Here is a 26,017-nt window from a genome sequence, read left to right on the forward strand (position 1 = left end):
GGCACGGTGGTGATCGGCGAGGGCGAGCGCGACGAGGCGCCGATGCTTTTCATCGGCGAGAAAGTGGGCGCTGGCGGTCCCAAGATCGATATCGCGCTCGATCCCCTCGAAGGCACCACCATCACGGCGAAAGGCCTGCCCAATGCGCTTGCCGTCATGGCGATGGCCGAGCACGGCGGCTTTTTGAACGCGCCCGATGTCTACATGGACAAGATCGCGGTGGGCGGAGGCTTGCCCGACGGCGTCGTCGATCTCGACAAGACGCCGGCCGCCAACCTGAAGGACCTCGCCAAGGCCAGGAAGGTGGACGTGTCCGATCTCGTGGTCTGCATCCTCGACCGGCCGCGCCATGCCGAATTGATCGCCAAGGTGCGCGAAGCCGGCGCGCGCATCATGCTGATCGGCGACGGCGACGTTTCGGGCGTCATCGCCACCTCGACCGGCGACTCGGGCATCAGCATCTACATGGGCTCGGGCGGCGCGCCGGAAGGCGTGCTGGCGGCGGCGGCCCTGCGCTGCATCGGCGGCCAGATCCAGGGCCGGCTTCTGTTCCGCAACGACGACGAGAAGGCGCGCGCCCGCAAGTGGGGCATCACCGATCTCAATCGCAAATACTCGATGACCGACATGGCCAAGGGCAATGTGATGTTCGCCGCCACCGGCGTCACCTCGGGCTCGATGCTGAAGGGCGTGCGACGCTTCGGCAACGGCGCGGAGACGCATTCGATCGTCATGCGCTCCAAGACCGGCACGGTCAGGTGGGTTTCCGCCCATCACAATTTCTCGATAAAGACTGGCCTGCCGAGCTGGGCTTAGCCATTCTTGTCGGACGCGGACCCGGCCGCAGACACGCCGGGCAACGCGACCGGCATGAAGAAAGCAGGGAGCGCCTTGGCTGTCGCAATGTTGTCGTGGCTGGCGCTGCCGGCCGCGGCCCAGGATGCGTGCGGCCTGCTGCCTTCGGCGGTGGCCCGGGACCCCGACCCTTTCTCGGCCTATATCCCGCCCATCGACAATGCGCAGTCCTTGCCGAAGGAGGGCGTCTTCGCGCTGAAGCTGCGGCCAGTCGCCGATGTGATCTATCCGGTCGCGCCGGCGCGCGGCAGCGACAGTGGCAATGGCGGCATTGTCACGCTCGAATACATTCCCGCCGGTCGCTACCGCATCGTCCTGTCGGAGACCGGCTGGATCGATGCGATCCAGGACGGCAAGCGCCTGCCGATCTTGGGGCCCGACCGGGCGACCAACTGCCCCGGCACGCGCGAGAGCGTGCAGGTCGAGGTGAAGGGCGAGGCGCTTACGCTGCAGATCGGCGGGGTGAAAGCTAAGCGCGTCAACATCGCCGTCCTGCGCCTCTGGCCGTTCGAATGGAAGTGGTAACAGCAGGCGTCCGCCGCCGCCACTTTGCCCACAGCCCTTGCGCGCAGACGCAGTAGCGCGATAGCGACTGGCAGGTACATTGGCGGCATGTCTTCCGAAGTCCGGACCATCCGCGCCGCCTTCCTCGGTGTCGAGCGATCGCTCACCGGCCGACGCTGGGCGGAACGGCTTTCAAATGAGCGGATCGCGCTGGCGATGGCGCAGCGCCATGGCTTGCCCGAGGCGATCTGCCGGTTGCTGGCGGCCCGCGAGGTCGATCTCGAAGGCGTGCCGGATTTTCTCGAACCGACCTTGCGCAAGTTCCTGCCTGATCCGTCGCATCTCAAGGACATGGATGTCGCGGTCGAACGGGTGGTGAAGGCGATCCAGGCCAGCGAACGGATCGCCATATTCGGCGACTATGATGTGGACGGCGCGACGTCGTCGGCCCTGCTGCTGCGCTTCTTCCGCAGCGTCGGCGCCGATGTCGGCATCTACATCCCGGATCGGCGCAAGGAAGGCTACGGCCCGAATACGGCCGCACTGCTCAAGCTCAAGGAAGAAGGGACGGCGCTCGTCATCACGGTCGATTGCGGTGTCACCGCCCACGAACCGCTGGCGGAAGCCAGGCAGGCCGGCCTCGATGTCATCGTGATCGATCACCATCAGGCCGAGATTGCCTTGCCGCCGGCGCTGGCCGTCGTCGATCCCAATCGGCTCGATGATGCGAGTCCCCACAAGCAGCTCGCGGCGGTAGGCGTTGCCTTCCTGCTCGCCGTTGGCGTGAATCGCGCCCTCCGCGCCGTCGGCTGGTACAGCGCTACGCGGCCCGAGCCCGATCTGCGGCGGTGGCTCGATCTCGTGGCGTTGGGGACCGTGGCCGATGTCGTGCCGCTCACCGGCATCAATCGTGCGCTGGTGCGCCAGGGATTGCGGGTGATGGCGGACCGTGCCAATGCCGGCCTCGCCGCCCTGGCCGATGTGGCGCGCCTGCGCGAGCCGCCGGGCGCCTACCATCTCGGCTTCCTGCTCGGGCCGCGGGTCAATGCCGGCGGCAGGGTGGGCCAGGCCGATCTCGGCGCCCGTCTGCTGGCCAGCGACGATCCGCACGAGGTGGGCGCGCTGGCGCTCAGGCTGGACGAGTTCAATGCCGAGCGTCGGGCGATCGAGCGTGCTGTGCTCGATCAGGCGATCCAGCACATCGAACGCACCTACGGTCCGGAGCGCCAGGGGCTTCCGGCGGCGCTCGTGGTGGAGAGCGACGGCTGGCATGTCGGTGTGATCGGCATCGTGGCGAGCCGGCTGGTCGAGCGCTACGGCCGGCCCGCTTTTGTGATCGGCATGGACGGCGACGTCGGCAAGGGTTCCGGCCGCTCGGTGCGCGGGGTCGATCTCGGTGCCGCGGTCATCGCTGCCCGCCAGTCGGGATTGCTGATCAACGGCGGCGGTCATGCCATGGCGGCCGGCCTGACGGTGGCGCGCGAGAGGCTCGCCGCGCTGGCGGCCTTCCTCGACGAGCGCGTGGCGCCGCAGCTTGGCGCAGCCCCCGCCATCCGCGAGCTCGGCATCGATGCGGCCCTGACGCCGGGCGCGGCGACGCAGGATCTCGTCACGATGATCGAACGCGCCGGTCCGTTCGGCGCGGGCAACGCCTTGCCGCGCTTCGCCCTGACCGGTGTGCGGGTCGACTATGCCCAGCCGGTGGGTGACGGCCACGTTCGTTGCACGCTGGTCGGGCAGGAGAGGGGACGGATCGAGGCAATCGCCTTCCGCGCCAGCCAGACAGCGCTCGGTCCGGCACTGCTCGATCAAGCCAAGCCGATCCTGCATGTGGCGGGCGCGCTGCGGATCGACCACTACAACGGCCGCGAGAGCGTGCGCCTGCAGATCGACGACGCCGCATCGGCTGCCGGAACGGTGCTCAGCTAGGTTTTGCGGGCGTTTCCGCGCCTTGATTTCGGCCTCCGGGCCCGTTACACCCACCCGCTCTTGCGCCTCGTCCCCATCGTCTAGAGGCCTAGGACATCGCCCTTTCACGGCGGTAACAGGGGTTCGAATCCCCTTGGGGACGCCATATTTAGGTGTTCTTTGTATCACTGCAGCACCCCTCTTTAAAAGGCTAGGGTATCCACACATCTTTCCTTAGCTTCCAGGCTAAGGAAAGATGTGTGCATACCCTAGCCTTAAAAGGTGGAGTAGACTAGTCAAAATCCGTCGGCCAATCCAAATGTGTATAATGTTCAAAAAATCTCAATATCTGCGCCTTAGTCACTCGATTGATCGATAATTCCGGCAGTTCATCTTTAGCAAAAAAATCCACCGCTGACGTTTCATCACTGGTTTGCGGACTACCGCCTATTAATTCGCATAGAAAAAAACATTTATAGGCATGCGGCCATTCTGGAGGATGATCCTGTTTTTGTTTATCCAGTAACGCCAATAATTTAACGGCTCGGGTTTCATAACCGGATTCTTCACGAATTTCGCGCACAACCGCGCTACTTGCAGATTCATTAATATCAATCCAACCGCCAGGCAATGACCAAAGATCATCCGCGCGTTCTTTCACCATTAAAATTTTATTATCTTTAAATACCACACCACGACCATCGAGTTTTGGCGTGGCGTAACCTGATTCCGCTGTGAATACATTGATAATATGCTCATGAGAGGCATTGGTGTGTCCGGCCATCATTTCTGCGCTGAGTTTTAATATGGCTTTAAATCGGTGCAAGTCGAAAATATTTTTACTGTAGGTTAAACCATTTTGTGCGATGGCTTGCAATTCGCTGGCCCATTTTAGCCATTGGGTGTTGTTGGGTTGCATAGTTTTGTTCCTAGGAATATTATATCCCCCCTTGAAAAAGGGTGGGCAAGAAGGGATTTAAGGGGTATTGAATTCACCTCCTACGCTTGATCTCGCTTACAGAAATACTAAATTCCTGCATATTTTCGTTAAATCTTTTTTCAACACAAAAAGCATGACCATAAATCACTTCATAAGTCACCGGGAAGCGCGATTCTTTATCTCGCCATTTCTCATAATTTTCTAAAAATTTTTGTAAGCGCTTTTTCCCTGTCAAAAATTGATGTCGCTCCACTAGCAAATTCTGCCAACCGCAAAGCTTTAAATCACGCAGTAATTGGCGGGGATTAGCATAGGATAACATAATCACCTCTCTATCCATCACCGGCTCTACCAAATGCGCGCGCAATATCGCATCGCCAATATCATGCATATCAAAAAACACATGTACATGCGCCATCTCATCCACTTCTGCCCAACTTGCGCGAAGCTCCTGCAGGGTGTCTGGTCCTAGTGTGGAAAATAATAACAAACCACCGGGTTTTAATACCCTTTGTGTTTCTGCTAAAACAGCTTCTATATCTTCACACCAAGGCAGCATGAAATTGGACACGACTAAATCTACAGAAAACTCCGGCAAGGGTAATTGTTCAGCATCCGCACAAATCCAGGTAATTTCTGGTTGTGCACTATGATTTTTTTGGGCTTGCTTAAGCATGGATTCTGCAAAATCTACAGCGATGATTTGCGCTTCGGGATAGCGTTTTGCTAAAAAACCACTGCTATAGCCAGTACCTGCACCCAGATCGAGGATAACCTGCGGCTGGATACGCATAAAATCCAAACGTGCATCCAAGCGCCGTGCTACTTCGCGTGCAATAATTGCAACGCTATCATAGGTGGCAGCGGCGTAGTTGGCCGCATTTTTTATAGCAGTTTTAGTAAAGATAGACATTTTTTACGGTATTGTTGAAAGTGATATGGTGAGTAAAAATAATCTTTTTATTGCGGTTCTTCTCCCACAATGTCCCCAACAAAGCTGAGGGATAGCCACCAGGGGAGAGGTAAATTAAAAGAAAGATTCCCACTTGAGAAATAAACACCATGAAATGGCTAAAAACAGCCTGCAACTGGCTGCTCCCCCCTCTGTGTGCACTTTGTCGCAATCCTACAACCAATGCCGCATTATGTACACTTTGCCTTGACGAACTGCCTTGGATTAAAAACGCCTGCCCACGCTGTGCCAGACCCTTGATGGGAGAAAATAGACCCTGTGGCAACTGCTTGCGCGCACCTCCCCTCTACCAAATTTTGCTAGCACCCTTTGCCTACAAACCGCCGCTTGACCATTTAGTGCTGGCGTTGAAATTTGGCAATCAATTCACCTATGCAGAAATTCTTGGCAACTTACTTGCGACTGTCGTTGCTGATTACTATCCACAAAACTACCGACCAGAATTGATTATTCCCGTGCCACTGCACCCACAACGCTTGCGCGAACGCGGTTACAATCAGGCGTTAGAAATAGCCAGACCGCTACACAAAAAACTGCATATCCCCTTAAGTATCCATCAATGCCAACGACAGATTGCCACCCAACCGCAAGCTCTGATACCTGCAAATGAGCGGAAGCGTAATATGCGGCAGGTTTTTTCTATTAATAGCCCTATTCTGGCCAGCCATGTGGCAATTGTGGATGATGTGGTGACGACCGGCACGACGGTTGGAGAATTAGCCCGGGTATTACAAAAAGCAGGCGCACAAAAGATAGATATTTGGTGCTGTGCGCGTACGGAGTTTGTTTAAAATCACCTGTCTGATGACAGCTTGCGATACTCCAAAAACCGCGAAACTGCCACACAAGCAATACCTACCAATATCAAAATCATAGAAATCAAAGTATTTATTTTAATTGCTTCACCCAGTATCGCTGCAGAACTCAGCAGACCAATAACTGGAACCGCCAAAAGCAACAACGAAATCGTAATCGCAGGTAACTGCCGATTCAGCTCAATCACCCCCCAATAAGCAAAAGCACTGGCGATAGGTCCCAAATAGGCGATTTGCCATGCCAAATGCCATGACCAATCAATTGCAGGCTTAGGTTCAAAAATAAGTGCCATCATCCATACAAAAAGTGTCCCCAAAAGCATTTGCCAAGGCGCCAATTCCAAGGGACTGCGATGGTGTATACCAAAACGCACATGAATAATCACCATAGCCCAAATAAAAGCGGCTAACAATAATAACCCATTGCCCTTCAAGGCTAGAGAATCATGCCAATTGAAACTCAAAGGATTAAACATGCATAACACACCGAGGATGCCCACAATAATTCCCAACAATGCCAGCTTGGATAAATGTTCTTTAAAGAACAACACGGCAATCGGCGTCACCCACAAAGGCGTGGTATACGTCAGAATAGCGCTACGTCCAGCTTCTACATGCATTAATCCCAACATAATCAGCATGGTAAAACAGCCCATTTGTAAAACACCAACTGAAAACAGCAAAGGTAAATCCTGACGATTCGGTAAAAATTTTCGACCGGACGCCCATAAAATAATAAACAAAGTGAGTGTACCCACACCCAAGCGCAATACAGCCAACCACAAGGGCGGAACTGCCGGCAGCGCCAGCTTCATAATCGGCCAGCTGAACCCCCATGCACATAGCACCAGCGGGGTTAATAATATTAAAGTTGTGGGTTTAAAATAAGTTTGGCTCATTCAGGATGATCCTTAATACTATGTTTGTTGACATATGATGCCTTTATTTCTTGAAGTTTCCTATATCCAAATTTAAAGCGAATTCCAACCATCACCTGCTCGCAAGAGAGGTAAATGTTTTTGTTTAAAATTCTTTTCCATTCAAATAGTTATCAGATCTTTTCCACAAACATAAGAAAATCTCTCAACTTGTTCTATATTTTTTAATATGACAACAACACTTTATGGAAATCCCAGACTTCAGAGAGGAAGAATATGAAAACAATTAAACATATCATACTTGCAGCCACTGCATTATTGGCTCTCATCGTCACTGCGCCTGCATTTGCGCAAAAAGTATTTGTTTTTGATCCCCAAGCACATAGCTGGTCAGCTTTTGATAATGGCGAGCTAGTAGGTACTGGACGCGCTTCAGGTGGATCAAGTTATTGTCGCGATTTAGGACGCAGTTGTCATACACCAGTTGGTGTGTTTCATGTGTTGAGCAAAGGCAGTGCAAGCTGCAAATCCTCGAAGTTCCCCATCCCGGGGGGTGGGGCTCCCATGCCTTATTGCATGTTTTTTTCTGGTAACTATGCGATACATGGCTCCAATGAAGTTCCTCCAGGCCGCAATGCTAGCCACGGCTGCATCAGAGTCGTACCTAGCGCTGCACTATGGTTAACCAGAAACTTTATCGATATTGGAACTAAGGTGGTGGTCAAACCCTACTAAAAACCCTAACAGAATAGCCTCAATGCCAGCTTTCGCTGGCATTTGGCTTTATTAATCTGGTCATCCTGAGATTCTTGGAGAAAGTACCGTTTGAGTTTTATCCTCATTTCATCTAATCTTGCATACACCTCTCACCCACCCTCAGAACAATACATAAAATCATGGAACTACTAGAAACCCTAGCCAAATGTCCCCTAATCGCCATATTACGCGGTATTACCCCCAAGGAAGTACCTGCCATTGGCACTATCCTGGTTAACTCAGGATTTACCTGCATCGAAGTGCCACTGAATTCCCCTGTCGATCCACTGAACAGTCTGGAATTATTAAGCAATTTATTTCAAGACCGTGCGCTCATCGGCGCAGGGACGGTAACCCATGTCGATCAGGTTTATGAAGTCAAAAAGCGCGGCGGCAGGCTTATTGTCATGCCGCATACCGATACCACCATTATCCAGGCAGCAAAAGAAGAAGGATTATATTGCATACCCGGATTCTACACCCCCACAGAAGCCTTCACAGCGATTAATGCCGGCGCCGATGCGCTAAAACTCTTTCCAGCACCGATTCCGGCTATGCTAAAGGCGTTTAAAACAGTATTACCTGCAGATATTCCTGTGTTGCCGGTAGGCGGTATCACCCCCACGACTATGCCACATTACATGCAAGCAGGCGCAGGAGGTTTCGGACTGGGTTCCAATTTATATGCTCCAGGTGATTCCCCTGACACAGTAGCGCAAAATGCCAAGGTTTTTTATGACACAATACGCGAATTATCCTAGTTTAAAAGGCCGCGGTGTTTTCATCACTGGCGGCGCTTCCGGTATAGGGGCAGCCATTGTTAGCCAATTTTGCGCGCAAGGCAGTCGAGTGGCTTTCATAGATATTGATGAAACCAGCGCCCAACAATTGCTCAACACCCTCAGACAACAGAATTTGCCAGAACCGTTATTTATCCCCTGTGATCTCCGCGATGTGACAGCGCTTAAACAAGCGATCGATCATGCCAATGACCTTTTAGGCGGGATTCAAGTCTTGGTCAATAATGCCGCCAGCGACGAACGCCATCATTCATTAGAAGTTACAGAAGCACAATGGCGTAATATCATGCGTGTGAATCTGGATCACCAGTTTTTTGCGGCACAAAGTGTGATTCCTTCAATGATAAAGCAAGATGGCGGCTCGATTATTAATCTCAGCTCTAACTGTTTTATTCTGGCACAAAACAGTGATTACATTGGCTATATGACAGCGAAAGCTGCCATTGTCGGCTTAACCCGAGGACTAGCACGAGAATTCGGTGCTGCCGGCATCCGCGTCAATACCATTCTGCCAGGATGGGTGATGACTAAACGCCAACTTGAGAAATGGCTGACGCCGGAAGCAGAACAAGAATTGCTGGAATCTCAAGCATTAAAACAAAAGCTGGTTCCAGAGGATATTGCGCGTATGGCGTTATTTTTAGCAGCTGACGATAGTCGTATGTGTACTAAACAAAGCTTTATTATCGATGCAGGACGTACCTAGCCGCAGCCATATGATCTCACCCTTACCCACACACGAAAGATTAGCTAACTTCCAACACTGGATTAGCCGCCATTTATCTGAAAACCCTATCAAGCTGACGCCTTTGGCGGGTGATGCCAGTTTTCGTCAGTATTTTCGCATCAAACTCCATGACAAAACCTTTATTGCTGTGGATGCACCCCCCGAGCTGGAAAATAGTCATTCTTTCGTTGCACTGGCAAAAGTATTTGCCAAACAGGGTTTAAAAGTGCCTGAGGTGATTCAAGCAGATTTAGACCAAGGTTTTATGTTGCAAACTGATTTGGGCGATAATCTGTTTTTCCATGTGTTAAATTCAAGTAATGTCGACCGTTTGTATAAGCAAGCATTGGAAAAATTATTACTTATTCAATCTTGCCATCAAGACAATGGCTGGCATTTCCCGATCTTTGATTTTGCTTTATTTGCCGAAGAATTAAAACGTTTCCAGCACTGGTATTTGTTGACGCATTTGCAATTAAATTTAACTGAACAGACGCAAACTTTGCTGACGGAAACTTTTCAAGCACTGATTCAATCTGCACTCAGCCAACCGCAACTCTGCGTGCATCGTGATTATCATTCCCGCAATTTATTGCAACTGGCCGATGGGGATCTGGGCATTATTGATTTTCAGGATGCTTTGATGGGACCTATCACTTATGATGTGGTTTCTTTATTGCGCGATTGTTATCTCGCCTGGCCACCTGAGCAGGTTGAAGAATGGGCATTGTTTTATTATGAGTTAGCGGTAGACGCTGCACTCTTGCCTGCAGGTTCTAGCCAACAATTTTTACGTTGGTTTGACTGGATGGGTATTCAGCGTCATTTAAAAGCGATTTATATTTTTGCTAGGAAATGGCATCGCGATGGCAATGATATTTATTTGAATGATATTCCACGCACGTTGAATTATGTGTTGGAGGTGAGCGCTAAATATCCTGAGTTGACGGAATTTAGAAGGTTTTTGAGTGGATGTGTTTGAAAAAAGACAACCCGCCTCATTTTTCTCTTACAGCTTTGGCCTTTTTCCTTCTCCCCTTGTGGGAGAAGGAAAAAGGCCAAAGCTGTAAGAGAAAAATGAGAAAATCTCTCATACCCAATAAGCCGTCCGAGTCATCACCCTAGAAAAACATTTCATCAAAAATTTAATGGCTTCCGGCAACTCCACTGCACCGGCTGTCATCGCTACCGAAGCATGATGCCCTTCATCTTCCTGCATCTTTTGCAATATATGCCGACTTTTGCTATCAGCTGCCGGCAATTTCTGCAAATGCCGCTCTAAATGATTGACCACTTGGCGTTCTGTCTCAGCCACAAAACCTAAATTCCATGCATCGCCCGCTAATCCTGCCACTAAACCAATTGTAAATGAACCCAAATACCAGAATGGATTTAAATAACTCGGGTGTGCACCCAATTCCTGCAGGCGTTGGTTGCACCAAGCCAAATGATCGTTTTCCTCCTCAGCTGATTGCTCTAAAGAACGTGCCACCTCAGTCGAACGCGACATCAACGCCTGGGCTTGATATAACGCTTGTGCGCTGATTTCACCGGCATGGTTCACGCGCAGCAAACCGGCACTGTGCTTGCGTTCTGCGCTTGATAATGCAGGCTCCTCAAGGTTAGCTGCAGGATTGGGTCTGATCGATGACGGCGAATTAAACAAAGTACGCAGGCTTTGATCAAATTGCATCAGGCAGCGATCTAGGAAAGTGAAATTACGTAATTTGGAAATAGACATAAGCTTTCCTCCAATATTTGCTACTCATCTTCCCCCGCAGAAAAGCCCGAAGAAAGCGCCAAATAATGCTGATGTAACTGCTTAACTTCTGCCGCCAAAGTCTCTAAATCTCCAGCATTAACGATCACATCATCTGCTTGCTGCAAGCGTTGCGCGCGTGTGGCCTGTGAATCCAGGATGCGTTGTACTTCTTCCGCCGTTAGGTGATCTCGCGCTTCGGTGCGTTTAATCTGTATCCCTTCGGAAGTATCCACTACCAAAATTCTATCCACCAAAGCATAAGACAAAGTCGCTTCTATCAATAAAGGTATAACCAATAAACAATACGGAGATTGAAGCTTATCCACCTGACGTTGCATTTCAGTGATAATCAGCGGATGTAACAATGCTTCTAACCAACGCCGTTCTTTAGGCTGTTCAAAAACAATTTTGCGGAGAATTTGACGGTCAAGGCTACCGGATTCATGCAATACCTGGCTGCCAAAATGCTGCATGATCTCCTTTGTGATTATAGAATCTGCAATGACTTCACGGGCAATGATATCCGCATCAATAACCGGCACACCCAATTTGGCAAACAAACTGGCCACAGTAGATTTACCGCTGCCAATCCCGCCTGTTAAACCAACTTTTAGCATAGACTCACCTGATTTGCTGACTATACAATAGTCCAGAAACGACAATCTCCACTACCAAAAAATATTATAACTATTCACCACAGGATTGAAACAGCCATATTTTCCCAATCTCACCCCTAAAAATTTAGGAAAAATCTGACCGTTTTGTGCGACTTCCAACAATGTGCTGAATAGTTACAAAATATTAAAAGCAAATGAGGGCTAGGTATAACAGAGATTATTTCCAGATACAACTCATCAGCGCTGAAAAAGTAACTACTTACCCCTCTGAAATACCTAAAAAATTAATTGGAGAGATCATTCATGGCACAAGAGACAAAAAAAGATATCAAAATTAAACAAAGAAAACTATCAGGTGAGCTCACTTATCTAGAAGATTTTAAATGCCCCATTTCGCTTGGAGTGATATTAAATGACCGCTGTATGGTAGCAGAAGATGGGCATACTTACTCCGAAAGAAACATTAAAAACTGGTTTATGAAAGAAGAAAATTTACACGGTATTTTTTCTTATCTGGTTGCACATAGAATGCAAGAGAAATTAATAGAACTAATGAATCAACTAGCAGTGCTTCCAGATACACCTAAATATGAAGCCAACAGAATCGATTTTTACAATACCGTCACGACACTTGTTAAAAGTAATGATCCATCCGCAATCAATTTTTTTGTAAATTCTGTAAAGTGTCTGTGGATTATCGATAATAAACTTTTTATTGGCATCAGAAATATTTTTGAAAACCCTCCCTTAGCAGCAGATAAAAGTATCAATGAAAACATTCTTAAACCCTTAACAGGAAAAGTTACCAGCCAAGGAGAAAAAGTTCCCTTTCCAGACATGGAATATATTTCAGAACATGTAATTAGCCTGGCAATTAAATTAAATAGGCCGCTCAGAAAAGACCATTTGATTAAAGCCTATGATGATGGCAATCTAGATAGATTTAAAGCGATATTGCACTCTCATCTGCAGCAAATCTCACCAGAAGTTAATCGCAAATATTTTTTCGAACCCTTGTATAGGGCTATTCAAAGTAATCAAACACCATTTGTACAAGCTATTCTGGCAACAGGTGTCCCTATCAGCGGCGAATATATAAATGAATTTTTGCTATCACCAATTCTTCATGGATAGTTCACTCTAGTCAAAGAATTACTAGAAGCTAAATTTGTACCCGGTCAAGAAAGTGTCAGGCTAGAGAAATTACAGAAAATGCAACAATTCGCTACTGAACAACATGAGGATACCATTGCTGAATTATTGACCCGCCACATAGCACAGTCTGGCGAGGCACTTAAAGCTGAAACAACTCCCTTAACACCGATACCTCCTCAAACTCCCGCACCTGTGATTATTCCTTTGACTGTTCCCTCGATAGCAGATTCCGCTGAAGTGCTACCCACTCAAATACCTAGTCAATCACCTGTGCCCATTGCATCGCAAGTAGGGACTCCTTTGATGTTAGGAGCATCTCTGAGCAAAATGACTACTGGATTTTTTCGATCGGTTGATCGCGCACTATCTGGAACCACAGCATCAGAAACAAAACCTAAGAAATATACGAGTCTTACTGACAGCAAAACTTTACAAAGAATGGACAGATTAAGCACAAAGTTAGAGCAGCTGGAAAAATCAAATATGCAGTTAGAACAATTAGCAGGTTCGCAAGTCGGAGGTTTGCGGTTTGCTTTAGCTGAACATAGAGAAACTTTAACAGAATTACAGTCTAGTCATTTAATTGATGTAGAGCGTTTAAAGGAACTTGAAAATAATCTTGCTACTTGTAAAGAGGATATCGCTGAGCAAATGGCTTGGTATAATCCGTTTAGTAGCCTTGGAATGTGTTGAACTGTCATCCTTCGCTTTGCTCAGGAGACAGTTAACTGGATGAACCTAAACTTCCCCCGCAACCCGTGCACCCAATTGCAACAGCTTTTGCAACAAAACCTGTAGCCTTTCTGCTGTGGGCGCAGAGACATGAATACGCGCCAAAGATTCTTGATCGTGACGCAACCCCGCCTTCAGGCGGGGTATCTCAAAACTACCGCCTGCATCGGTAATCGCATCGAGAACCTGATTCATCAAGCCATTATCTAAAATATGCCCTTGTAGCTCGATCGTGCAATCGGCAATCGCTGAGCTAAAATGCGGGCCCGGAGTAGTCGTTGCCGGCACATCTTGCGTCAGGCACAAGCTCAAACACTTAGCAGCACCCCCAGCCAACATGAACTCGGTTAACGGCGTAGCAATGACTTCATAACCCCAGGATTTAAGCTGCTGCCGGAAGGCGTCTGTCGGTTGATTGCAAATATAAGCCTCCCCGCACACCACACCATTACAAGTAAAATTCAGCGCATCTTCTTCACTAACGGCCAAACGTTTATGCGGCGGAACTCGCGCATGCAGTAATTCTAGAGAAGGTTGATCAAAGGCGGGAGGATAATAAACCACGCGTCCATCCGCCAAGGGCGCAAAACACGTATCCAGATGATAAAAACGCTGATCCACCAACCTCAACGAAGCCACTTCTACATCAAAAATCTCACATAATCGCGGATGCGCTTCCAAGGCTGTACGCACGCCATAACCTGCCCATAACAAAGTTTCCCCGGGTTGAAACAGCGCATCGCCCTCGCCTTCAAATGTGCCTTCACCGTGTAAATCGACGATGTTATAACCCTGCTCGCGAAACCACTGAATGAAAAAGTGTTCCTCCGGCTGCCGTTGCGGAAAACGAAAGGCCGAAGGCACAAAAATCTTCCCCAGCACCAAGCCAGCATTAGCCGTAAACGGCATATCAGGTAAACCGCGTATCGCTGGAATCAGATGTACCTTGGCACGCGCCGAAATTAATTCATATAATGCTTGCCACTGCTGCTGTGCAACATCATTCTTGGCGCGTCCAACTTGTCCTTCCATCCAGGGATTTATAACATATTCGACACCAAAATATTTGGGTGGGCACATTGCCCATTGAGAAGTAACTAGATTGGCCATGGTTAGAGTTCACTCTTGCGTCTTAAGTCATCCGTGAAGGATATATTAGCGGTTATATTCATGCAAAACAACTTGGGACTTATGCTCACGACAGAAGTATTTAGGTTAAAGTGTTTCACCAATCTACCAGCATACTCTTAAGCGAATATTAATTTATGCATGGAAAAACCTTTGCGAACTGCTAAATGGATTTTAGTTTTTTGTACATTTAAGAATCGCGCGCGCATCTTTTCAATTAAGGGCATCTCTAGAAATCAGAGATTTTCGCCCAAGACAAGGCGGATTAGATTTTAAAACCGGAGTTAATACGGGAATAAATGAGGATTTTAAAATCTAATCCAACGCCGTATTGAGCGAAAAGATCAATTTCTAGAGGCGCCCTTAATCTTTTCTTAATTAATCCATATTACCCTTAATGTAAGATGCATCTATTATGAGTGTAAGTTAATTTTTTTTTATTAACTTTTAAAAAAGTGGAGAAAATAAGCAGTGAAAGTAATATTAAAAATAAACGACCGCGAATACCCGGTGAATGATGTCGACCCAAACGTAAAATTAGCAGAATTATTTGATCGCTTTTTTGAGTTATATCAACCGGCTAAACTGGCCGGTCTTTCTTCAGACCAGGACATGGGATTTAAGATTGCAGGGCGGGTGCTTAGGTCTGAGGATTTTGGTAAGACATTGGTAGAACTGGGCATTTTTGAAGAAACTCGGCTTGAAGCAACTCCCTGTAAGAAATATAGCACAGAGGTTTTATCTCCAACTAGTTTACGTGAGTATGTTCTAGATCCACAAACGGTTCATATTCCTTTGGCAAAAAAGTATCTGAGGGATTACATCCCTATTCATGGAGAGATATGGGGGGGCTGGAGTAGGGCTCATCATAAAGCGCGGCTGGGTTGGTTGACACCCGAAGATGTAGCGCACTATGGTCAATTGGATGCTCGGCTGACAAAAGATGGATGGTCACTCTTGCATATCACTGCATATTATGGGCATCTTAATTCCACACAACTATTACTTGAAAAAAATGCAAACCCTAGCATAACAGAACAGAGCCTATATGGTACTCTCAGCAAAAAAACCCCTTTACATTTGGCACTACAGAATAATCATGGAGCGGTGGCAAAAGCATTGTTAGAAGCTAAAGCTGATCCCCGCGCTGTTTGCGCAAAGGAACGCACTCCCCTGCATGAAGCTGCTCAATATACCACAGACTTGCAAGAAGAGCTGATGAAGTCATTAATCGCAAAGGGTGCTGATGTGAAAGCTACAGATTGGAATGGACAGACCATTCTCATGTCTTTGCTGCTATCTACTCGTGCAACAGTAAAGAATCAGCATCTATTAGAATGGCTCATAGACCTGGGTGTGGATGTAGATGCACAGGATCGCCGTGGTAAAACTGCATTATATTATGCTTGTTCGAGAAATGATGTTGCCTCTGTGAAAACTTTACTTAGCAAAGGCGCGGATCCAGATATTAGTGCTCCCATGATGGCTACTGAATCTGGGGAAATTGTCTCATTGTTAGTTGAATATGGCGCTAAGAAACCTGAACCCGAATTGGATGCAAAACAAGCGCAGAATGAAAAATTGGAATTAGAAGCAAGTTTAGCCCTTAAACGTGAAACAGATGCTAAGCTCACAGGATTAAACAAAATTATTCAAGGGCGTAAACAATTTCTTGAAGAAGATCGAGATAAATTAAAAATACTTGAGCAAATGATGAGAGAAAGTGCCAGCTTGGATGAACGCCAATTATCTCTTAAGGAAACTCAGAAGGAGTTAAAACCACGCGAACCAGCCGAAGAAGCAGAAATTATATTAATCGAACCAAGCGCAAACATACCCGAGGCTAAATTACCACAACAGAAAGTTCCAACAATTGAACCATTTGGAGAACCTCTGTCTCCACCATTTTCCAAAACTGCTGTTTGGGGTAAGCGTCCCCCCTCTCCTAGTGAGTCCCAAAGGAAATTAAAAACGACTGAGCAGAGTGCTGAAGAAGAAATCACGTTAAGCGAAAGGACTACTGAAGTTAAATCAAAACAGGAACCTAACAAAGATCAGTCAGTAGCACCATTTTACAAATTTGCTCTTTGGCATGAGCGCACAAAATCTCTAAGTGACGCTAAGGGGAGATTAGAAAATCTTCTAAAAACACAACCAGAACCAAGCGAGCCTTCAAGTAATACCATCGACCCAAAGTTATCCAACAGATAAAATTAGGTGTTTTATGAATGTAACTATTCAGCTTGTTGCTTGAAGCAGCACCAAACGGTCAGATTATTCCATGGTCACCCCTAAAAATTAGGAAAAAGCGCAGCACACACAGAGTATGTGAGTATTTTTGCTAAACTTTTAGGGGTGGGATTATAAAGCACTTCCTATACTTTACCCTTCGGGCTGCTTGAGCATTCAAATTTGTTCCTACAAATTTTAGTGGGAAAATATGACCAACGGAAATCCCTTGCGGGATGGCCATTTCAGTCCTGTGGTGAATACCCTAAAAAAATATATTAAATTTCCCAAATAACAGCACACTCAACCCTGCTGCCACTAAATAGGGACCAAACGGCAAAGGCATATCATAACTATGCCTGCCACGCAGCATCAGCATGATGACAACTATTAATCCAATCATTGAAGCTAAAAACATAATCATCGGTAAAGGATAAACCCCCAGCCACGCCCCAAATACCGACAACAGTTTATAATCACCATGCCCTATACCTTCTGCTTTCCGTATGAGCTTGTATAAAACGCCTATCACTCTCAGGCTGAGATATCCTACAGCCGCTCCCAGTATCGCTTGTTCAGGCGCTACGAATAGCCCACCAACATTGCTCAATAAACCCAACCATATCAAAGTCAAAGTAATACAATCAGGTAATAGATAATATTTACTATCAATCAAAGCCAGCAGAATTAATCCCCAAATTAATACTAAAATCACAAAAGTCTCGGCGTGTATTCCAAAATGGCGGGTTATCACCAAGGTGACTATACTCACCCCTAACTCTACCCAGACATAATGCTTTACAAGCTGTTGATTGCAGTGCGCGCATTTTCTTAATTTCATTAACCTTGGAAATAGAGGTAAATTCATCCAAACCGGCAATTGCATATCGCAGTTTAAACAATGCAAGCGCAACTTTTTTTTGCTCAAATAGCAGCTCGATGTGTCGTTGCCATTGTGCAATATCCAACATTGTTGCCGCCAATTTTGTTGCAAAATTCGAGGTATATGTTCGGTCAAAATATTAATTGCCGCTCCTGCAAATAATCCAGACATTACGACACTTGACCACAATACCATGCTGGACAATGACAATCTATTTCTCCCATTTACTTCATATCACCGAACCCAAAAGAAAAATCGGCAGATACATGGCAATGACCAGACTGCCAATCACCACGCATAAAAACATCATAACGATTGGCTCTAATAATTGACTTAAATTATGCACTGTGTAATCCACTTGTTTTTCAAAATGTTCACTTAATTTAGCAAACATTTTTTCCAAGTGGCCTGACTCTTCGCCTATAGCCGTCATTTGAATCACCCGTGATGGAAAAATCGGGATTTTTTTCATGGCGTCATTTATCGCCTGCCCGGCTTTAATACACTGCGACAACTCCATAAACGCATGCTTATAAAAAATGTTACCTGTAACTTTTGCCGTCATATCCATTGCTTCAAGTAGTGGCAATCCTGCACGCAATGAGGTGGCTAGTGTGGAAAAACACCGTGCAAAAATTGCATTACTGATAGTACTGCCAACCAAAGGGATGCTTAACCCTAATTTTTCGATGAGGGCATTGACTCTAGTTGATTTTTTTATAGCCATTTTTAGCAATAGATACACTACTATCATTATTATCAAAAACAACCATCCGTCATGACGTATTCTATCCGCTAGCCCCATAATCAAACGCGTAAATACAGGCAATTGTGCACCCAATCCTTGAAATAATTTTTCAAATTGCGGAATAACTAAAATTATCAAACCCACGGTAATTACTAATGCTATGGATAATACAATCATAGGATAGAATAGCGCTTTTTTAATCTTGTGTTTTAATGAAATAATTTTTTCGCGATGGTTGGCAATTTCATTTAAAATGCTATCAAGCCGGCCTGATTGCTCTCCCACATAAATTAAATTGCAGAATATTGGATCAAAATATTTGGGTTGCGATTGCAAGGCTTGACTAAATAATTGGCCGCTTTCTACGTGTTTTTGTAGTGCTTTAGTGATTGTGCGCATATTCGCATTGGCAGCACTGTCACTGATGACTGTTAGCGCTGCATTAAGAGAAATTCCACTGGCAAGCAGCGTTGCTATTTCCCGGCTAAAATCGGTAATATCTTCAAAGTTAATGCTTCTTTTCTTTGAAAGAGGAAATTGAAATTTTCGAGTAATACGTAAGGGTGTAATATGTTGCTGACCAAGCTTTTGCCTAACTTTTATCACACTGTCTGCGAGAAATTCGCCCTCTACGCGCATACCTTTATGATCTATCCCTTTCCAACGAAACACTTTCATAAAATCACTCGTTGCACTTCTTCCAGACTCGTGATACCACTTAATAATTGTCGCAACGCTGCCGCACGTAAATTAATCATGTTTTCATGCTTAGCTTCTGCCGCTATCTCAGAGGAAGTACCCTGATGCATAATGATATTGGCTATTGCTGAAGTCATATTTAAAATTTCAAAAATTCCGATACGGCCATTATAACCCTTGATGCAATATTCACAGCCTACGGCTTCATATAATTTTAATGGTGGATTCGGGACGATAGAAGTTTGGGTGGAAGATATTTGCACACATTCATCTACTGCAATGCTGCCTTTCTGCAAAGAGGTCAATTGTAAAATGTCTTGTTTTTCAAAACCAGCCGCCAATAATATTTCCATGGAAGTATCTTTTTCACGTCGGCAATGCACACACAGTTTGCGTACTAATCGCTGCGCAATAATCATGTGAATAGAATGCACAATATTAAACGCTGAAATGCCCATCATCAGCAAACGGCTAATCGTCTCGGGAGCACTGTTAGCATGTAAAGTCGATAGCACAAAATGTCCGGTCTGCGCGGCTTTCATCGCGATATCTGCTGTCTCACGATCGCGTATTTCTCCCACCATCAAAATGTCGGGGTCTTGACGCAGAAACGCACGCAATACTTTAGAAAAAGTTAAATCCGCTTTGACATTAATATTCACCTGATTAACGCCAGGTAACTGCACCTCAACTGGCTCTTCTACCGTAGAAATATTTTTATCAAGGGTATTTAGCAAACTTAGCGCTGTATATAAAGTGACAGTTTTCCCACTCCCAGTAGGCCCAGTGACCAATAGCATTCCTTGCGGTTTATGTATCGCCTGCACAAATAAATTTTTCTGCACCGCTTCCATACCTAAATCATCTACATTCAAGATGATTTTGCCACCATCGAGAATCCGCACGACTGTTTTTTCACCAAATAAAGTGGGACAGGTGCTGATGCGACAATCCCTGACTTCCTGCGCATTTATTTCAATACTAAAACGTCCATCCTGCGGCAAACGACGCTCAGCAATATCTAGCCGCGCTAAAATTTTCAAACGCGCCGTCATCCGCACCGCTAAATCTGGAGACAATTGCGTGACCTTGTGCAAAATACCATCAATACGCTGGCGTATCCGGTAAGAAGTTTTATATGGTTCCAGATGAATATCGGACACGCCCTTTTTTACCGCATCCAACAAAATTTCCTGTACCATTTGCATAATCCGCTCATCATTATCCGCCAGCCCTGAATTAACCGGTTGAAAATGACTCAACGCCTGATATTGCCGCTCACTCAAACAAGCCTCAATTAAGCGCGCTAATTTATCCCACTCCACCACCAACGGCACCACATTCATATCCGTATGAAACTTAATCTCTCCCAACACCTCCAACTGCCCCGGCTCCGCAATCGCCACATACAGCTCCCCAGCCTCAACATACAACGGCAAAACCCGCTGCAAGCGTATAAACTCCTCATCCACCACTCCCGTCACTACCGCATCCACCGTCAACCGATTCAAATCAAAACGCTGCAACCCCAAATACTCCGCCAATTGCTCCGCCATCACTCCACAATCTACCTGCCGATGCTGCGCCAAATAAGCCACCAACGACAACTTAGCCCCCTGCGCCGCCAAAACTGCCTGCATAGCCTCCCCCTGCCCTAAAATCCCAGCCCGCACCAAGCATAAAGCCAGCGGATCTAGCAGGAGTTTTCCCTGCATCCCTAGAACCTGTTTACTTTGAAAGGAAATCATCGCACCCCCATTCCGTTATTTAACGGGGAGATTTATAGGTGAGTCATAGGTTGATTGCAATACCGTAAAAGCTTCCTTATACTTTTGGGTCTTCTTGGGGTTTAGCGGTTGAAAGCTTGGATTTATATGTAGGGAATGAGCTACCGCCCAGTCCTGGAAGCCTTAGTTGGAATATGTGCCGAAATAGCTCAGCTGGTAGAGCAACTGATTCGTAATCAGTAGGTCGGAGGTTCGACTCCTCTTTTCGGCACCATATAATCAATGAGTTATCAGATCATCAAGGGCAACGACAGAAAATGTGTCGAATATGTGTCGAAGAATTATATATGGCCAACCCAGATGTGAGCCTTACATTTACGCAAATGGCTTGTCATGATAAAACTATTAAAAAAATTCTTTACTGAAAAAGAGCGGGAAAAAGAGCTGGTCAACCATACTTGGCTGCACTGGCTGGGCACACAGCCTTGGGAGGAAATCCGAAGCAAAATAAAGCATTTGTTGGAAATGCAAGCACCTAGCAGTAAAATTATACTCCTTGAATTCCCTGAAAAAGCTCAAAACATTTTCCTTATCAGGAAATCCCTTTCAAAAGCTTCGAGCAAACGTCTTGTTCAAGCAGCAGGCATTTTGGTTCCTTTTATCGCTCATGCTGAGGAACCTAATACGCCTCCCGAAAAGGTAGTTGGTATATTTAGTTGGGTTGCCGGTGGTTTAGACAGTGCGGATAAGAGCAAGCGTGTCGATGAAGTTTTTCTGGATTTAGGAGAAGACATGGAAATGGCTGAACCCCACCTTAAGTTACGACTTCTTAAAATTGGTACTGTTGATAATTTAGCAAATACCCAAATAGTAATGGCTGCTATTGAGTGTCAATAGCCGGTGATAGGAGAGTCTTTACACGAAATGATGAGAAAATGGAGTGGGCTCGCATAACGAAGGGTAAACTTTTAATTGATAATTCTCAATGTTTGGAATTATCAACTTTTGGGGTGAACTTTTTATTTAGTTCGTAGGTAAAACTTGTCACCATAGGAATTTCAAGATAATTTATCTCCCGATAGCCACAAAAAGATAAACTATCAGTATCTAGAATAGTATAGCTACTTTGATTTTTTTAACTTCAATAACTCAGCAGGCTTATAAATCTTTTTGCGATAAACCGAAATATCTCGTGGGGCATTAATTCCCATTTTGACATAGTTTTCTGCAACCTCTAACACTTTAACTTCAATATCATCGGCAACACTAATTACTTCATTTACTTTTTTTGTTATAATTATCATGAGCATTCTCTCAAAAAAGAATACTGTATTATCAAATACAAGTTATTAATTTTTATTCAAGGTTCTTAGTTTATCTTTTATGCATGCATTTTCTTATGGTAAATGCCGCATCTTCAATTTCTTTTACGAAGGAACTTAATTTCCAATTTATACCAGATAATATTATTAAGCAGCTTTCTATGCGACTTCATCAACATTCACTGCAATCTCACAAGCGTTATTAAAAGCAGACCTAGCTAACTTTCGATTACTAAATCGCCTAAGCATCAACTCAATAGAATCAATTTCAATTTGCTGAGGAAATTTATTACCGATCATTTCTAGTATTTGTATAGCCAAACAAACTCTGTATATTGTTTTACTCATTTTTTGAGGCTTTGGATTGCGTTCAAGCAAATGCAAAAAAAGTTGCATCAAGACATCATCTTTCAAGAAATATGAATTAAATTGGATACCAATCATGCTTTGTTCCTTAATTCCTCCCAGGAAAATTATGTATTGTTAAAAAGTTCATTCAGCCACTGATAAGATGGAGTGTCTTCAAAAATAGAAAAATCGCCTTGATCAATCAATTGATGCGCCATATTTTGAATAAAGGCTGCTGTTGCCCTGCAAGGTGTCGAACCAACACTAATCCTAGAGACGCCTGCTGTCGCTAGATCAGCAGCGGATTTAACCCAAGCACCACCTAAAATATTTACTGGCAAGCTTACGGCTCGCACCAAGCGCGAAATTTCAAATAAATTAGTCAACCCAGGTATAAACAGACCATCTGCGCCACAATTTTGATAGGCGAGCAAACGGCGTAAGGCTGTTTCAGAGGATATTTTTTCTGGCAAAGGATTTAACCAATAAACATCGGTTCGTGCATTAATAAAAAGTGGGTAATTACAATTCTCACAAGTCGATTTAATTGCAGAAATTTTTTTACATTGCTCAGACATATCTTCTAGTTTAATAGAAGGATCAAAAATAGTGTCTTCAATGTTAATTCCTGCTCCGCCCATATCTATCACTTTTTTTACTGTATCGCAGATACTGAGTAAATCAAAACCGTAGCCAGCTTCTATATCAACAGTTACTGGCACATCGACAGCATTTACAATTTGTTCTGTAATGGATAAGAACATTTCTTTCGGTACTTTTTGTCCGTCAGACAACCCTAACGATGCAGCAATCCCTGCACTAGTGGTGCCAATAGCTTTTGCACCTGCTTGAGCAAATAGCTTCGCACTCAAGACATCCCACGCATTTGGTAGAATTAAAGGATTTTTCCCATAATGCAATTGAGTAAATATTTCAGCTTTATTTAACTGCTTTAAGTTAGTCATGTATCATTTCTCAAGTATATTGCGATATACTATGTCTGTGTTCTCAGGAAAGTTTTTTGTAAACCCATAATCAGTAACAGCAAAATATCGCAGATTTACGCTTCCAGTATTTAATGTCTGATGAGTAATCCAGCGGGGAATAAAAACAATATCACCGGGTTTCACATGAACAGTATTTTCACCAATAATGACATTGCCACAACCTTCTAAAATAAGAAATAAGGTTTCATGCGCATGGTTATGCTGCTCATTAGTATGCCCGGATGGAATTTCTACCAATCTGGGGTCTAGGACATAGGACGGGAAGGGAATTCTCTCTACAAAGAAATTAATTTTCCCTTCCTTTTGTTGATTTTTGTATAATAAATTTCCAGAAAAGGAGGTTGTACTGCGTAAATTTTCAAAATCAAAATTATTATGAATACCCGCAGGTTGTTGCGTAACACTTTTGGATAGTTCATCTAAATTTTTTTTATAAGAAATATGCTTATAAATATTTTCAAAAAAGACATCACGCAAATCCAAAGCTCGAATAATCGCGGCTTTGCAAAGATGTAACCAATTAGCCTCGTCTTTATAAGATAATAAGATATCTTCCAATGTTTTTGCGTGATCATCATCACATTGAATATGTAAATCAAAAAAATGCAGTGACTTATTTTGCAACCCAATAGCACGAAGTCCCTGCCTGAAAATCTGATAAAGCTTAGGAACGATACTCTCCGTTCCCAGGGAAAGAGCTGCAGCAGCTTCAAGGGAGCTGTAGTTAAGACACATATCTAAATATTGTTGAAAAAAATCCTGCGTAAATGGTTCAAATACGATATTTTCTAATGGATTTAGATATAAATGATCAACTAAAAAACGTCGAAAAATTTCCGCATGCCTTTTTTCTATATCTGATCCTCCACCTTCTTCCCATAAATTTTCCGAGAGTTTTGATCTGTAAATGTCGCTTTCGCAATTCACCATAAATGCAGCTAAAAGTCGTGTAAAATTCTTACTGTACAAATAATACTGTGAAAAAATAAAACGAAAATCTTCAAATGTAAGTAGGCCTGACACACAAGCTTTTAATAAAGGATTTTCCCATATTTTATGACAATCTCTTATTTTATAAAGATCGAAAATACCATTGCCATTTTCATGATCCGTAATAAATTCAGCATGGACTAATTGATGTGTTTTGTGCAGGTGTGAAGGTAGATGCTGTAGCATGTTATTCATCCTTTTAATAAAGAGATATTCAATGAGGTTATAATTAATTCCACTGTACTAGTTAGTCACTCAGAAAATATTTGGGTTAATAAGATTCAACTTTATTGATATCAACATTTTTTACTGAGGGTCGTCCTAAAGGTGAGAACCATCCTACGCATGCATTTATAATCATAATTACGCCACTGATTAAGATTAAATAATTAATATGAGAAGTAATTTGTAATATCCACCCTCCTAAAATGGAGGCTACAGGAATAGCTGAATACGAAATGAGACGTGTGATAGCTATTGATCGACCTAAATAATTACTGGGAACAACTTGTTGTCTCAAGGTAAAGTAAGTGACAATCGTAATAGAACCAAAGGCAGAGGCAATACCCCAAGATAGTGCGATATAGTATTCATTGGCGGCGCCTAATAAAGTTAGCACCATCAAACCCTCAAGCAAACAACAGATGACGATTAATCGTCCTGCGTTATAATATTTACCAACCATAGGAGCTATTAATGCTCCTGTCACGGCACCTACTCCTGAGAGCGCTAAAGTAAGACCAATTTGATTGGGATTTAAATGAAAAAAATTAGCTAAAAAAAATATAAAATTGGCATAAAAAAGCTGTAAACCAAAATTAGCAAATACAAATAATAAACAACCATATTTTATAGTGGGATTATGATTCCATACATAATTAAAACCTTCTGTTAAATCCTTAAAAATAGTTTTAAAGGTGATATACTTTCCCTCGCTCTCATCATAAATATCATTCAATATTTTAATGAAAAATACTAACGTGCTTGAAAGTATAAATGATGCAGCATTTAAAAATATCGCATTCAAGCTACCCAAAATAGCAATCGTAAGCCCTCCCGCTAATGGCCCAATTAACAGTAATAAATTATCTACTACACTCATTAGGGAATTGGCCTTTGCTAATTCTCCTTTAGGGACCAGCTGAGGTATGATGCTCTGAAAAGCAGGATGAGCTAAGGAAGTAAATGCAGAAATTAAAAAAATTAGAAAGCAAAATATATAAAGGTTATGTGTAAAAAAAGCTAAAATCCCTAATAACAGTGTACACACAAAAGCACAGAAATCTGCATATATAAGAATTTTACGACGTTCCCAGCGATCTGCGATGACTCCGCCAAAAGGAGTCACTAAAACAAAAGGTAAAAAGGTCATAGCATAAGCAATAGCCATATCTAAAGCTGACCCAGTCATTTTATAAATTAGTAAAGGCAGGGCTAAACGAAATAGCCAATCTCCAACAGAAGATATTAAAAAAGCGGAAAAAAGTAACCTAAAATTTTTATTGATCATCATT

The 26,017-nt window shown here is 44.7% G+C and carries 26 protein-coding genes and 2 tRNA genes; 14 read left to right on the plus strand and 14 right to left on the minus strand.

Going from position 1 to position 26,017, the window contains the following annotated elements; translation table 11 throughout:
* The 4 genes from glpX to VHE99_09195 all read left to right on the plus strand — a co-directional run.
* The coding region (glpX, locus tag VHE99_09180; GenBank protein ID HVV69184.1) for a class II fructose-bisphosphatase at window positions 1-816 on the plus strand (816 nt) is incomplete at its 5' end.
* 6 nt (window positions 817-822) lie between these two features.
* Entirely contained in the window at window positions 823-1,380 is a 558-nt protein-coding gene (locus VHE99_09185; GenBank protein ID HVV69185.1) for a hypothetical protein, read from the plus strand.
* A gap of 87 nt (window positions 1,381-1,467) precedes the next feature.
* A complete protein-coding gene (gene recJ / locus VHE99_09190) occupies window positions 1,468-3,288 on the plus strand; it encodes a single-stranded-DNA-specific exonuclease RecJ (protein HVV69186.1) in 1,821 nt (606 codons plus the stop codon).
* Between the two features lie 69 nt (window positions 3,289-3,357).
* A tRNA-Glu gene (locus tag VHE99_09195) sits at window positions 3,358-3,433 on the plus strand.
* Window positions 3,434-3,559: 126 nt separating this feature from the next.
* Here VHE99_09195 and VHE99_09200 read toward each other — a convergent pair.
* The gene (locus VHE99_09200) at window positions 3,560-4,186 is read right to left on the minus strand and encodes an NUDIX hydrolase (GenBank protein HVV69187.1); all 627 of its coding nucleotides are present in this window, start codon (window positions 4,184-4,186) and stop codon (window positions 3,560-3,562) included.
* Window positions 4,187-4,259: 73 nt separating this feature from the next.
* Complete coding sequence (gene bioC, locus VHE99_09205) at window positions 4,260-5,120, minus strand: malonyl-ACP O-methyltransferase BioC (GenBank protein HVV69188.1); 861 nt, start codon at window positions 5,118-5,120, stop codon at window positions 4,260-4,262.
* A 149-nt stretch (window positions 5,121-5,269) separates the two neighbouring features.
* Between bioC and VHE99_09210 the strand changes: the two genes are divergently transcribed.
* On the plus strand, window positions 5,270-5,971 hold the full coding sequence (locus tag VHE99_09210; GenBank protein ID HVV69189.1) for a ComF family protein: 702 nt from the start codon (window positions 5,270-5,272) through the stop codon (window positions 5,969-5,971).
* A 2-nt stretch (window positions 5,972-5,973) separates the two neighbouring features.
* On the opposite strand, the gene VHE99_09215 is transcribed toward VHE99_09210, so the two are convergent.
* Window positions 5,974-6,894, minus strand: a complete 921-nt coding sequence (locus VHE99_09215; GenBank protein HVV69190.1) for a DMT family transporter — start codon at window positions 6,892-6,894, stop codon at window positions 5,974-5,976.
* 255 nt (window positions 6,895-7,149) lie between these two features.
* Between VHE99_09215 and VHE99_09220 the strand changes: the two genes are divergently transcribed.
* The 4 genes from VHE99_09220 (at window position 7,150) to VHE99_09235 (ending at window position 10,138) form a co-directional block, all read left to right on the plus strand.
* Entirely contained in the window at window positions 7,150-7,608 is a 459-nt protein-coding gene (locus VHE99_09220; protein ID HVV69191.1) for a L,D-transpeptidase, read from the plus strand.
* A 161-nt stretch (window positions 7,609-7,769) separates the two neighbouring features.
* Window positions 7,770-8,390, plus strand: a complete 621-nt coding sequence (locus tag VHE99_09225) for a 2-dehydro-3-deoxy-6-phosphogalactonate aldolase (GenBank protein HVV69192.1) — start codon at window positions 7,770-7,772, stop codon at window positions 8,388-8,390.
* Window positions 8,365-9,135, plus strand: a complete 771-nt coding sequence (locus tag VHE99_09230; GenBank protein HVV69193.1) for an SDR family oxidoreductase — start codon at window positions 8,365-8,367, stop codon at window positions 9,133-9,135. The genes VHE99_09225 and VHE99_09230 overlap by 26 nt, the downstream gene beginning before the upstream one ends.
* Before the next feature lie 10 nt (window positions 9,136-9,145).
* Window positions 9,146-10,138: a phosphotransferase gene (locus VHE99_09235; GenBank protein ID HVV69194.1), complete on the plus strand. Its 993-nt coding sequence runs from the start codon at window positions 9,146-9,148 to the stop codon at window positions 10,136-10,138.
* Window positions 10,139-10,246: 108 nt separating this feature from the next.
* Here VHE99_09235 and coq7 read toward each other — a convergent pair whose 3' ends face one another.
* Window positions 10,247-10,897 (minus strand): 2-polyprenyl-3-methyl-6-methoxy-1,4-benzoquinone monooxygenase, encoded by a 651-nt coding sequence (coq7, locus tag VHE99_09240; protein HVV69195.1) that lies wholly within the window; start codon window positions 10,895-10,897, stop codon window positions 10,247-10,249.
* A gap of 20 nt (window positions 10,898-10,917) precedes the next feature.
* Window positions 10,918-11,535, minus strand: a complete 618-nt coding sequence (gene coaE, locus VHE99_09245; GenBank protein HVV69196.1) for a dephospho-CoA kinase — start codon at window positions 11,533-11,535, stop codon at window positions 10,918-10,920.
* A gap of 303 nt (window positions 11,536-11,838) precedes the next feature.
* On the opposite strand from coaE, the gene VHE99_09250 reads away from it, so the two are divergent.
* Window positions 11,839-12,669: a hypothetical protein gene (locus VHE99_09250; GenBank protein HVV69197.1), complete on the plus strand. Its 831-nt coding sequence runs from the start codon at window positions 11,839-11,841 to the stop codon at window positions 12,667-12,669.
* A 78-nt stretch (window positions 12,670-12,747) separates the two neighbouring features.
* Window positions 12,748-13,383: a hypothetical protein gene (locus VHE99_09255; GenBank protein ID HVV69198.1), complete on the plus strand. Its 636-nt coding sequence runs from the start codon at window positions 12,748-12,750 to the stop codon at window positions 13,381-13,383.
* Between the two features lie 45 nt (window positions 13,384-13,428).
* Here VHE99_09255 and VHE99_09260 read toward each other — a convergent pair whose 3' ends face one another.
* On the minus strand, window positions 13,429-14,532 hold the full coding sequence (locus VHE99_09260; protein ID HVV69199.1) for an arginine deiminase-related protein: 1,104 nt from the start codon (window positions 14,530-14,532) through the stop codon (window positions 13,429-13,431).
* A 489-nt stretch (window positions 14,533-15,021) separates the two neighbouring features.
* Between VHE99_09260 and VHE99_09265 the strand changes: the two genes are divergently transcribed.
* Window positions 15,022-16,761 carry an ankyrin repeat domain-containing protein gene (locus VHE99_09265; GenBank protein HVV69200.1) on the plus strand — a complete coding sequence of 580 codons (1,740 nt, stop codon included), beginning with the start codon at window positions 15,022-15,024 and terminating at the stop codon, window positions 16,759-16,761.
* A gap of 283 nt (window positions 16,762-17,044) precedes the next feature.
* Here VHE99_09265 and VHE99_09270 read toward each other — a convergent pair whose 3' ends face one another.
* The 3 genes from VHE99_09270 to VHE99_09280 are packed head-to-tail and all read right to left on the minus strand — an operon-like array spanning window position 17,045 to window position 20,824.
* Entirely contained in the window at window positions 17,045-17,872 is an 828-nt protein-coding gene (locus VHE99_09270; protein ID HVV69201.1) for an A24 family peptidase, read from the minus strand.
* Window positions 17,873-17,891: 19 nt separating this feature from the next.
* Window positions 17,892-19,088 carry a type II secretion system F family protein gene (locus tag VHE99_09275; GenBank protein ID HVV69202.1) on the minus strand — a complete coding sequence of 399 codons (1,197 nt, stop codon included), beginning with the start codon at window positions 19,086-19,088 and terminating at the stop codon, window positions 17,892-17,894.
* The gene (locus VHE99_09280; GenBank protein HVV69203.1) at window positions 19,085-20,824 is read right to left on the minus strand and encodes an ATPase, T2SS/T4P/T4SS family; all 1,740 of its coding nucleotides are present in this window, start codon (window positions 20,822-20,824) and stop codon (window positions 19,085-19,087) included. The genes VHE99_09275 and VHE99_09280 overlap by 4 nt, the downstream gene beginning before the upstream one ends.
* A gap of 210 nt (window positions 20,825-21,034) precedes the next feature.
* On the opposite strand from VHE99_09280, the gene VHE99_09285 reads away from it, so the two are divergent.
* Together VHE99_09285 and VHE99_09290 are read left to right on the plus strand one after the other, a co-directional pair.
* Window positions 21,035-21,110 (plus strand) — tRNA-Thr (locus tag VHE99_09285).
* A 119-nt stretch (window positions 21,111-21,229) separates the two neighbouring features.
* Window positions 21,230-21,733, plus strand: coding sequence for a hypothetical protein (locus tag VHE99_09290; protein ID HVV69204.1), 504 nt, complete (start codon window positions 21,230-21,232; stop codon window positions 21,731-21,733).
* Window positions 21,734-21,957: 224 nt separating this feature from the next.
* Here the strand turns inward: VHE99_09290 and VHE99_09295 are convergent, their stop codons facing one another.
* From VHE99_09295 to VHE99_09315, 5 genes are all read right to left on the minus strand, one after another.
* Complete coding sequence (locus tag VHE99_09295; protein ID HVV69205.1) at window positions 21,958-22,140, minus strand: carbon storage regulator; 183 nt, start codon at window positions 22,138-22,140, stop codon at window positions 21,958-21,960.
* Between the two features lie 177 nt (window positions 22,141-22,317).
* Window positions 22,318-22,602 carry a hypothetical protein gene (locus tag VHE99_09300; protein HVV69206.1) on the minus strand — a complete coding sequence of 95 codons (285 nt, stop codon included), beginning with the start codon at window positions 22,600-22,602 and terminating at the stop codon, window positions 22,318-22,320.
* A 29-nt stretch (window positions 22,603-22,631) separates the two neighbouring features.
* Complete coding sequence (locus tag VHE99_09305) at window positions 22,632-23,471, minus strand: isocitrate lyase/phosphoenolpyruvate mutase family protein (protein ID HVV69207.1); 840 nt, start codon at window positions 23,469-23,471, stop codon at window positions 22,632-22,634.
* A gap of 3 nt (window positions 23,472-23,474) precedes the next feature.
* The gene (locus VHE99_09310) at window positions 23,475-24,689 is read right to left on the minus strand and encodes an iron-containing redox enzyme family protein (GenBank protein ID HVV69208.1); all 1,215 of its coding nucleotides are present in this window, start codon (window positions 24,687-24,689) and stop codon (window positions 23,475-23,477) included.
* An 85-nt stretch (window positions 24,690-24,774) separates the two neighbouring features.
* On the minus strand, window positions 24,775-26,016 hold the full coding sequence (locus VHE99_09315; GenBank protein HVV69209.1) for an MFS transporter: 1,242 nt from the start codon (window positions 26,014-26,016) through the stop codon (window positions 24,775-24,777).
* Window position 26,017: the final 1 nt, after the last annotated feature.

Source organism: Gammaproteobacteria bacterium (genome assembly GCA_035546635.1).
GTDB lineage: Bacteria > Pseudomonadota > Gammaproteobacteria > JAURND01 > JAURND01 > DASZWJ01.

Coding starts and splice junctions, on each gene's coding strand:
- recJ (HVV69186.1), top strand. CDS start 1,468: ATGTCTTCCGAAGTCCGGACCATCCGCGCCGCCTTCCTCGGTGTCGAG.
- VHE99_09200 (HVV69187.1), bottom strand. CDS start 4,186: ATGCAACCCAACAACACCCAATGGCTAAAATGGGCCAGCGAATTGCAA.
- bioC (HVV69188.1), bottom strand. CDS start 5,120: ATGTCTATCTTTACTAAAACTGCTATAAAAAATGCGGCCAACTACGCC.
- VHE99_09210 (HVV69189.1), top strand. CDS start 5,270: ATGAAATGGCTAAAAACAGCCTGCAACTGGCTGCTCCCCCCTCTGTGT.
- VHE99_09215 (HVV69190.1), bottom strand. CDS start 6,894: ATGAGCCAAACTTATTTTAAACCCACAACTTTAATATTATTAACCCCG.
- VHE99_09220 (HVV69191.1), top strand. CDS start 7,150: ATGAAAACAATTAAACATATCATACTTGCAGCCACTGCATTATTGGCT.
- VHE99_09225 (HVV69192.1), top strand. CDS start 7,770: ATGGAACTACTAGAAACCCTAGCCAAATGTCCCCTAATCGCCATATTA.
- VHE99_09230 (HVV69193.1), top strand. CDS start 8,365: ATGACACAATACGCGAATTATCCTAGTTTAAAAGGCCGCGGTGTTTTC.
- VHE99_09235 (HVV69194.1), top strand. CDS start 9,146: ATGATCTCACCCTTACCCACACACGAAAGATTAGCTAACTTCCAACAC.
- coq7 (HVV69195.1), bottom strand. CDS start 10,897: ATGTCTATTTCCAAATTACGTAATTTCACTTTCCTAGATCGCTGCCTG.
- coaE (HVV69196.1), bottom strand. CDS start 11,535: ATGCTAAAAGTTGGTTTAACAGGCGGGATTGGCAGCGGTAAATCTACT.
- VHE99_09250 (HVV69197.1), top strand. CDS start 11,839: ATGGCACAAGAGACAAAAAAAGATATCAAAATTAAACAAAGAAAACTA.
- VHE99_09255 (HVV69198.1), top strand. CDS start 12,748: ATGCAACAATTCGCTACTGAACAACATGAGGATACCATTGCTGAATTA.
- VHE99_09260 (HVV69199.1), bottom strand. CDS start 14,532: ATGGCCAATCTAGTTACTTCTCAATGGGCAATGTGCCCACCCAAATAT.
- VHE99_09275 (HVV69202.1), bottom strand. CDS start 19,088: ATGAAAGTGTTTCGTTGGAAAGGGATAGATCATAAAGGTATGCGCGTA.
- VHE99_09280 (HVV69203.1), bottom strand. CDS start 20,824: ATGCAGGGAAAACTCCTGCTAGATCCGCTGGCTTTATGCTTGGTGCGG.
- VHE99_09290 (HVV69204.1), top strand. CDS start 21,230: ATGATAAAACTATTAAAAAAATTCTTTACTGAAAAAGAGCGGGAAAAA.
- VHE99_09295 (HVV69205.1), bottom strand. CDS start 22,140: ATGATAATTATAACAAAAAAAGTAAATGAAGTAATTAGTGTTGCCGAT.
- VHE99_09300 (HVV69206.1), bottom strand. CDS start 22,602: ATGATTGGTATCCAATTTAATTCATATTTCTTGAAAGATGATGTCTTG.
- VHE99_09305 (HVV69207.1), bottom strand. CDS start 23,471: ATGACTAACTTAAAGCAGTTAAATAAAGCTGAAATATTTACTCAATTG.
- VHE99_09310 (HVV69208.1), bottom strand. CDS start 24,689: ATGCTACAGCATCTACCTTCACACCTGCACAAAACACATCAATTAGTC.
- VHE99_09315 (HVV69209.1), bottom strand. CDS start 26,016: ATGATGATCAATAAAAATTTTAGGTTACTTTTTTCCGCTTTTTTAATA.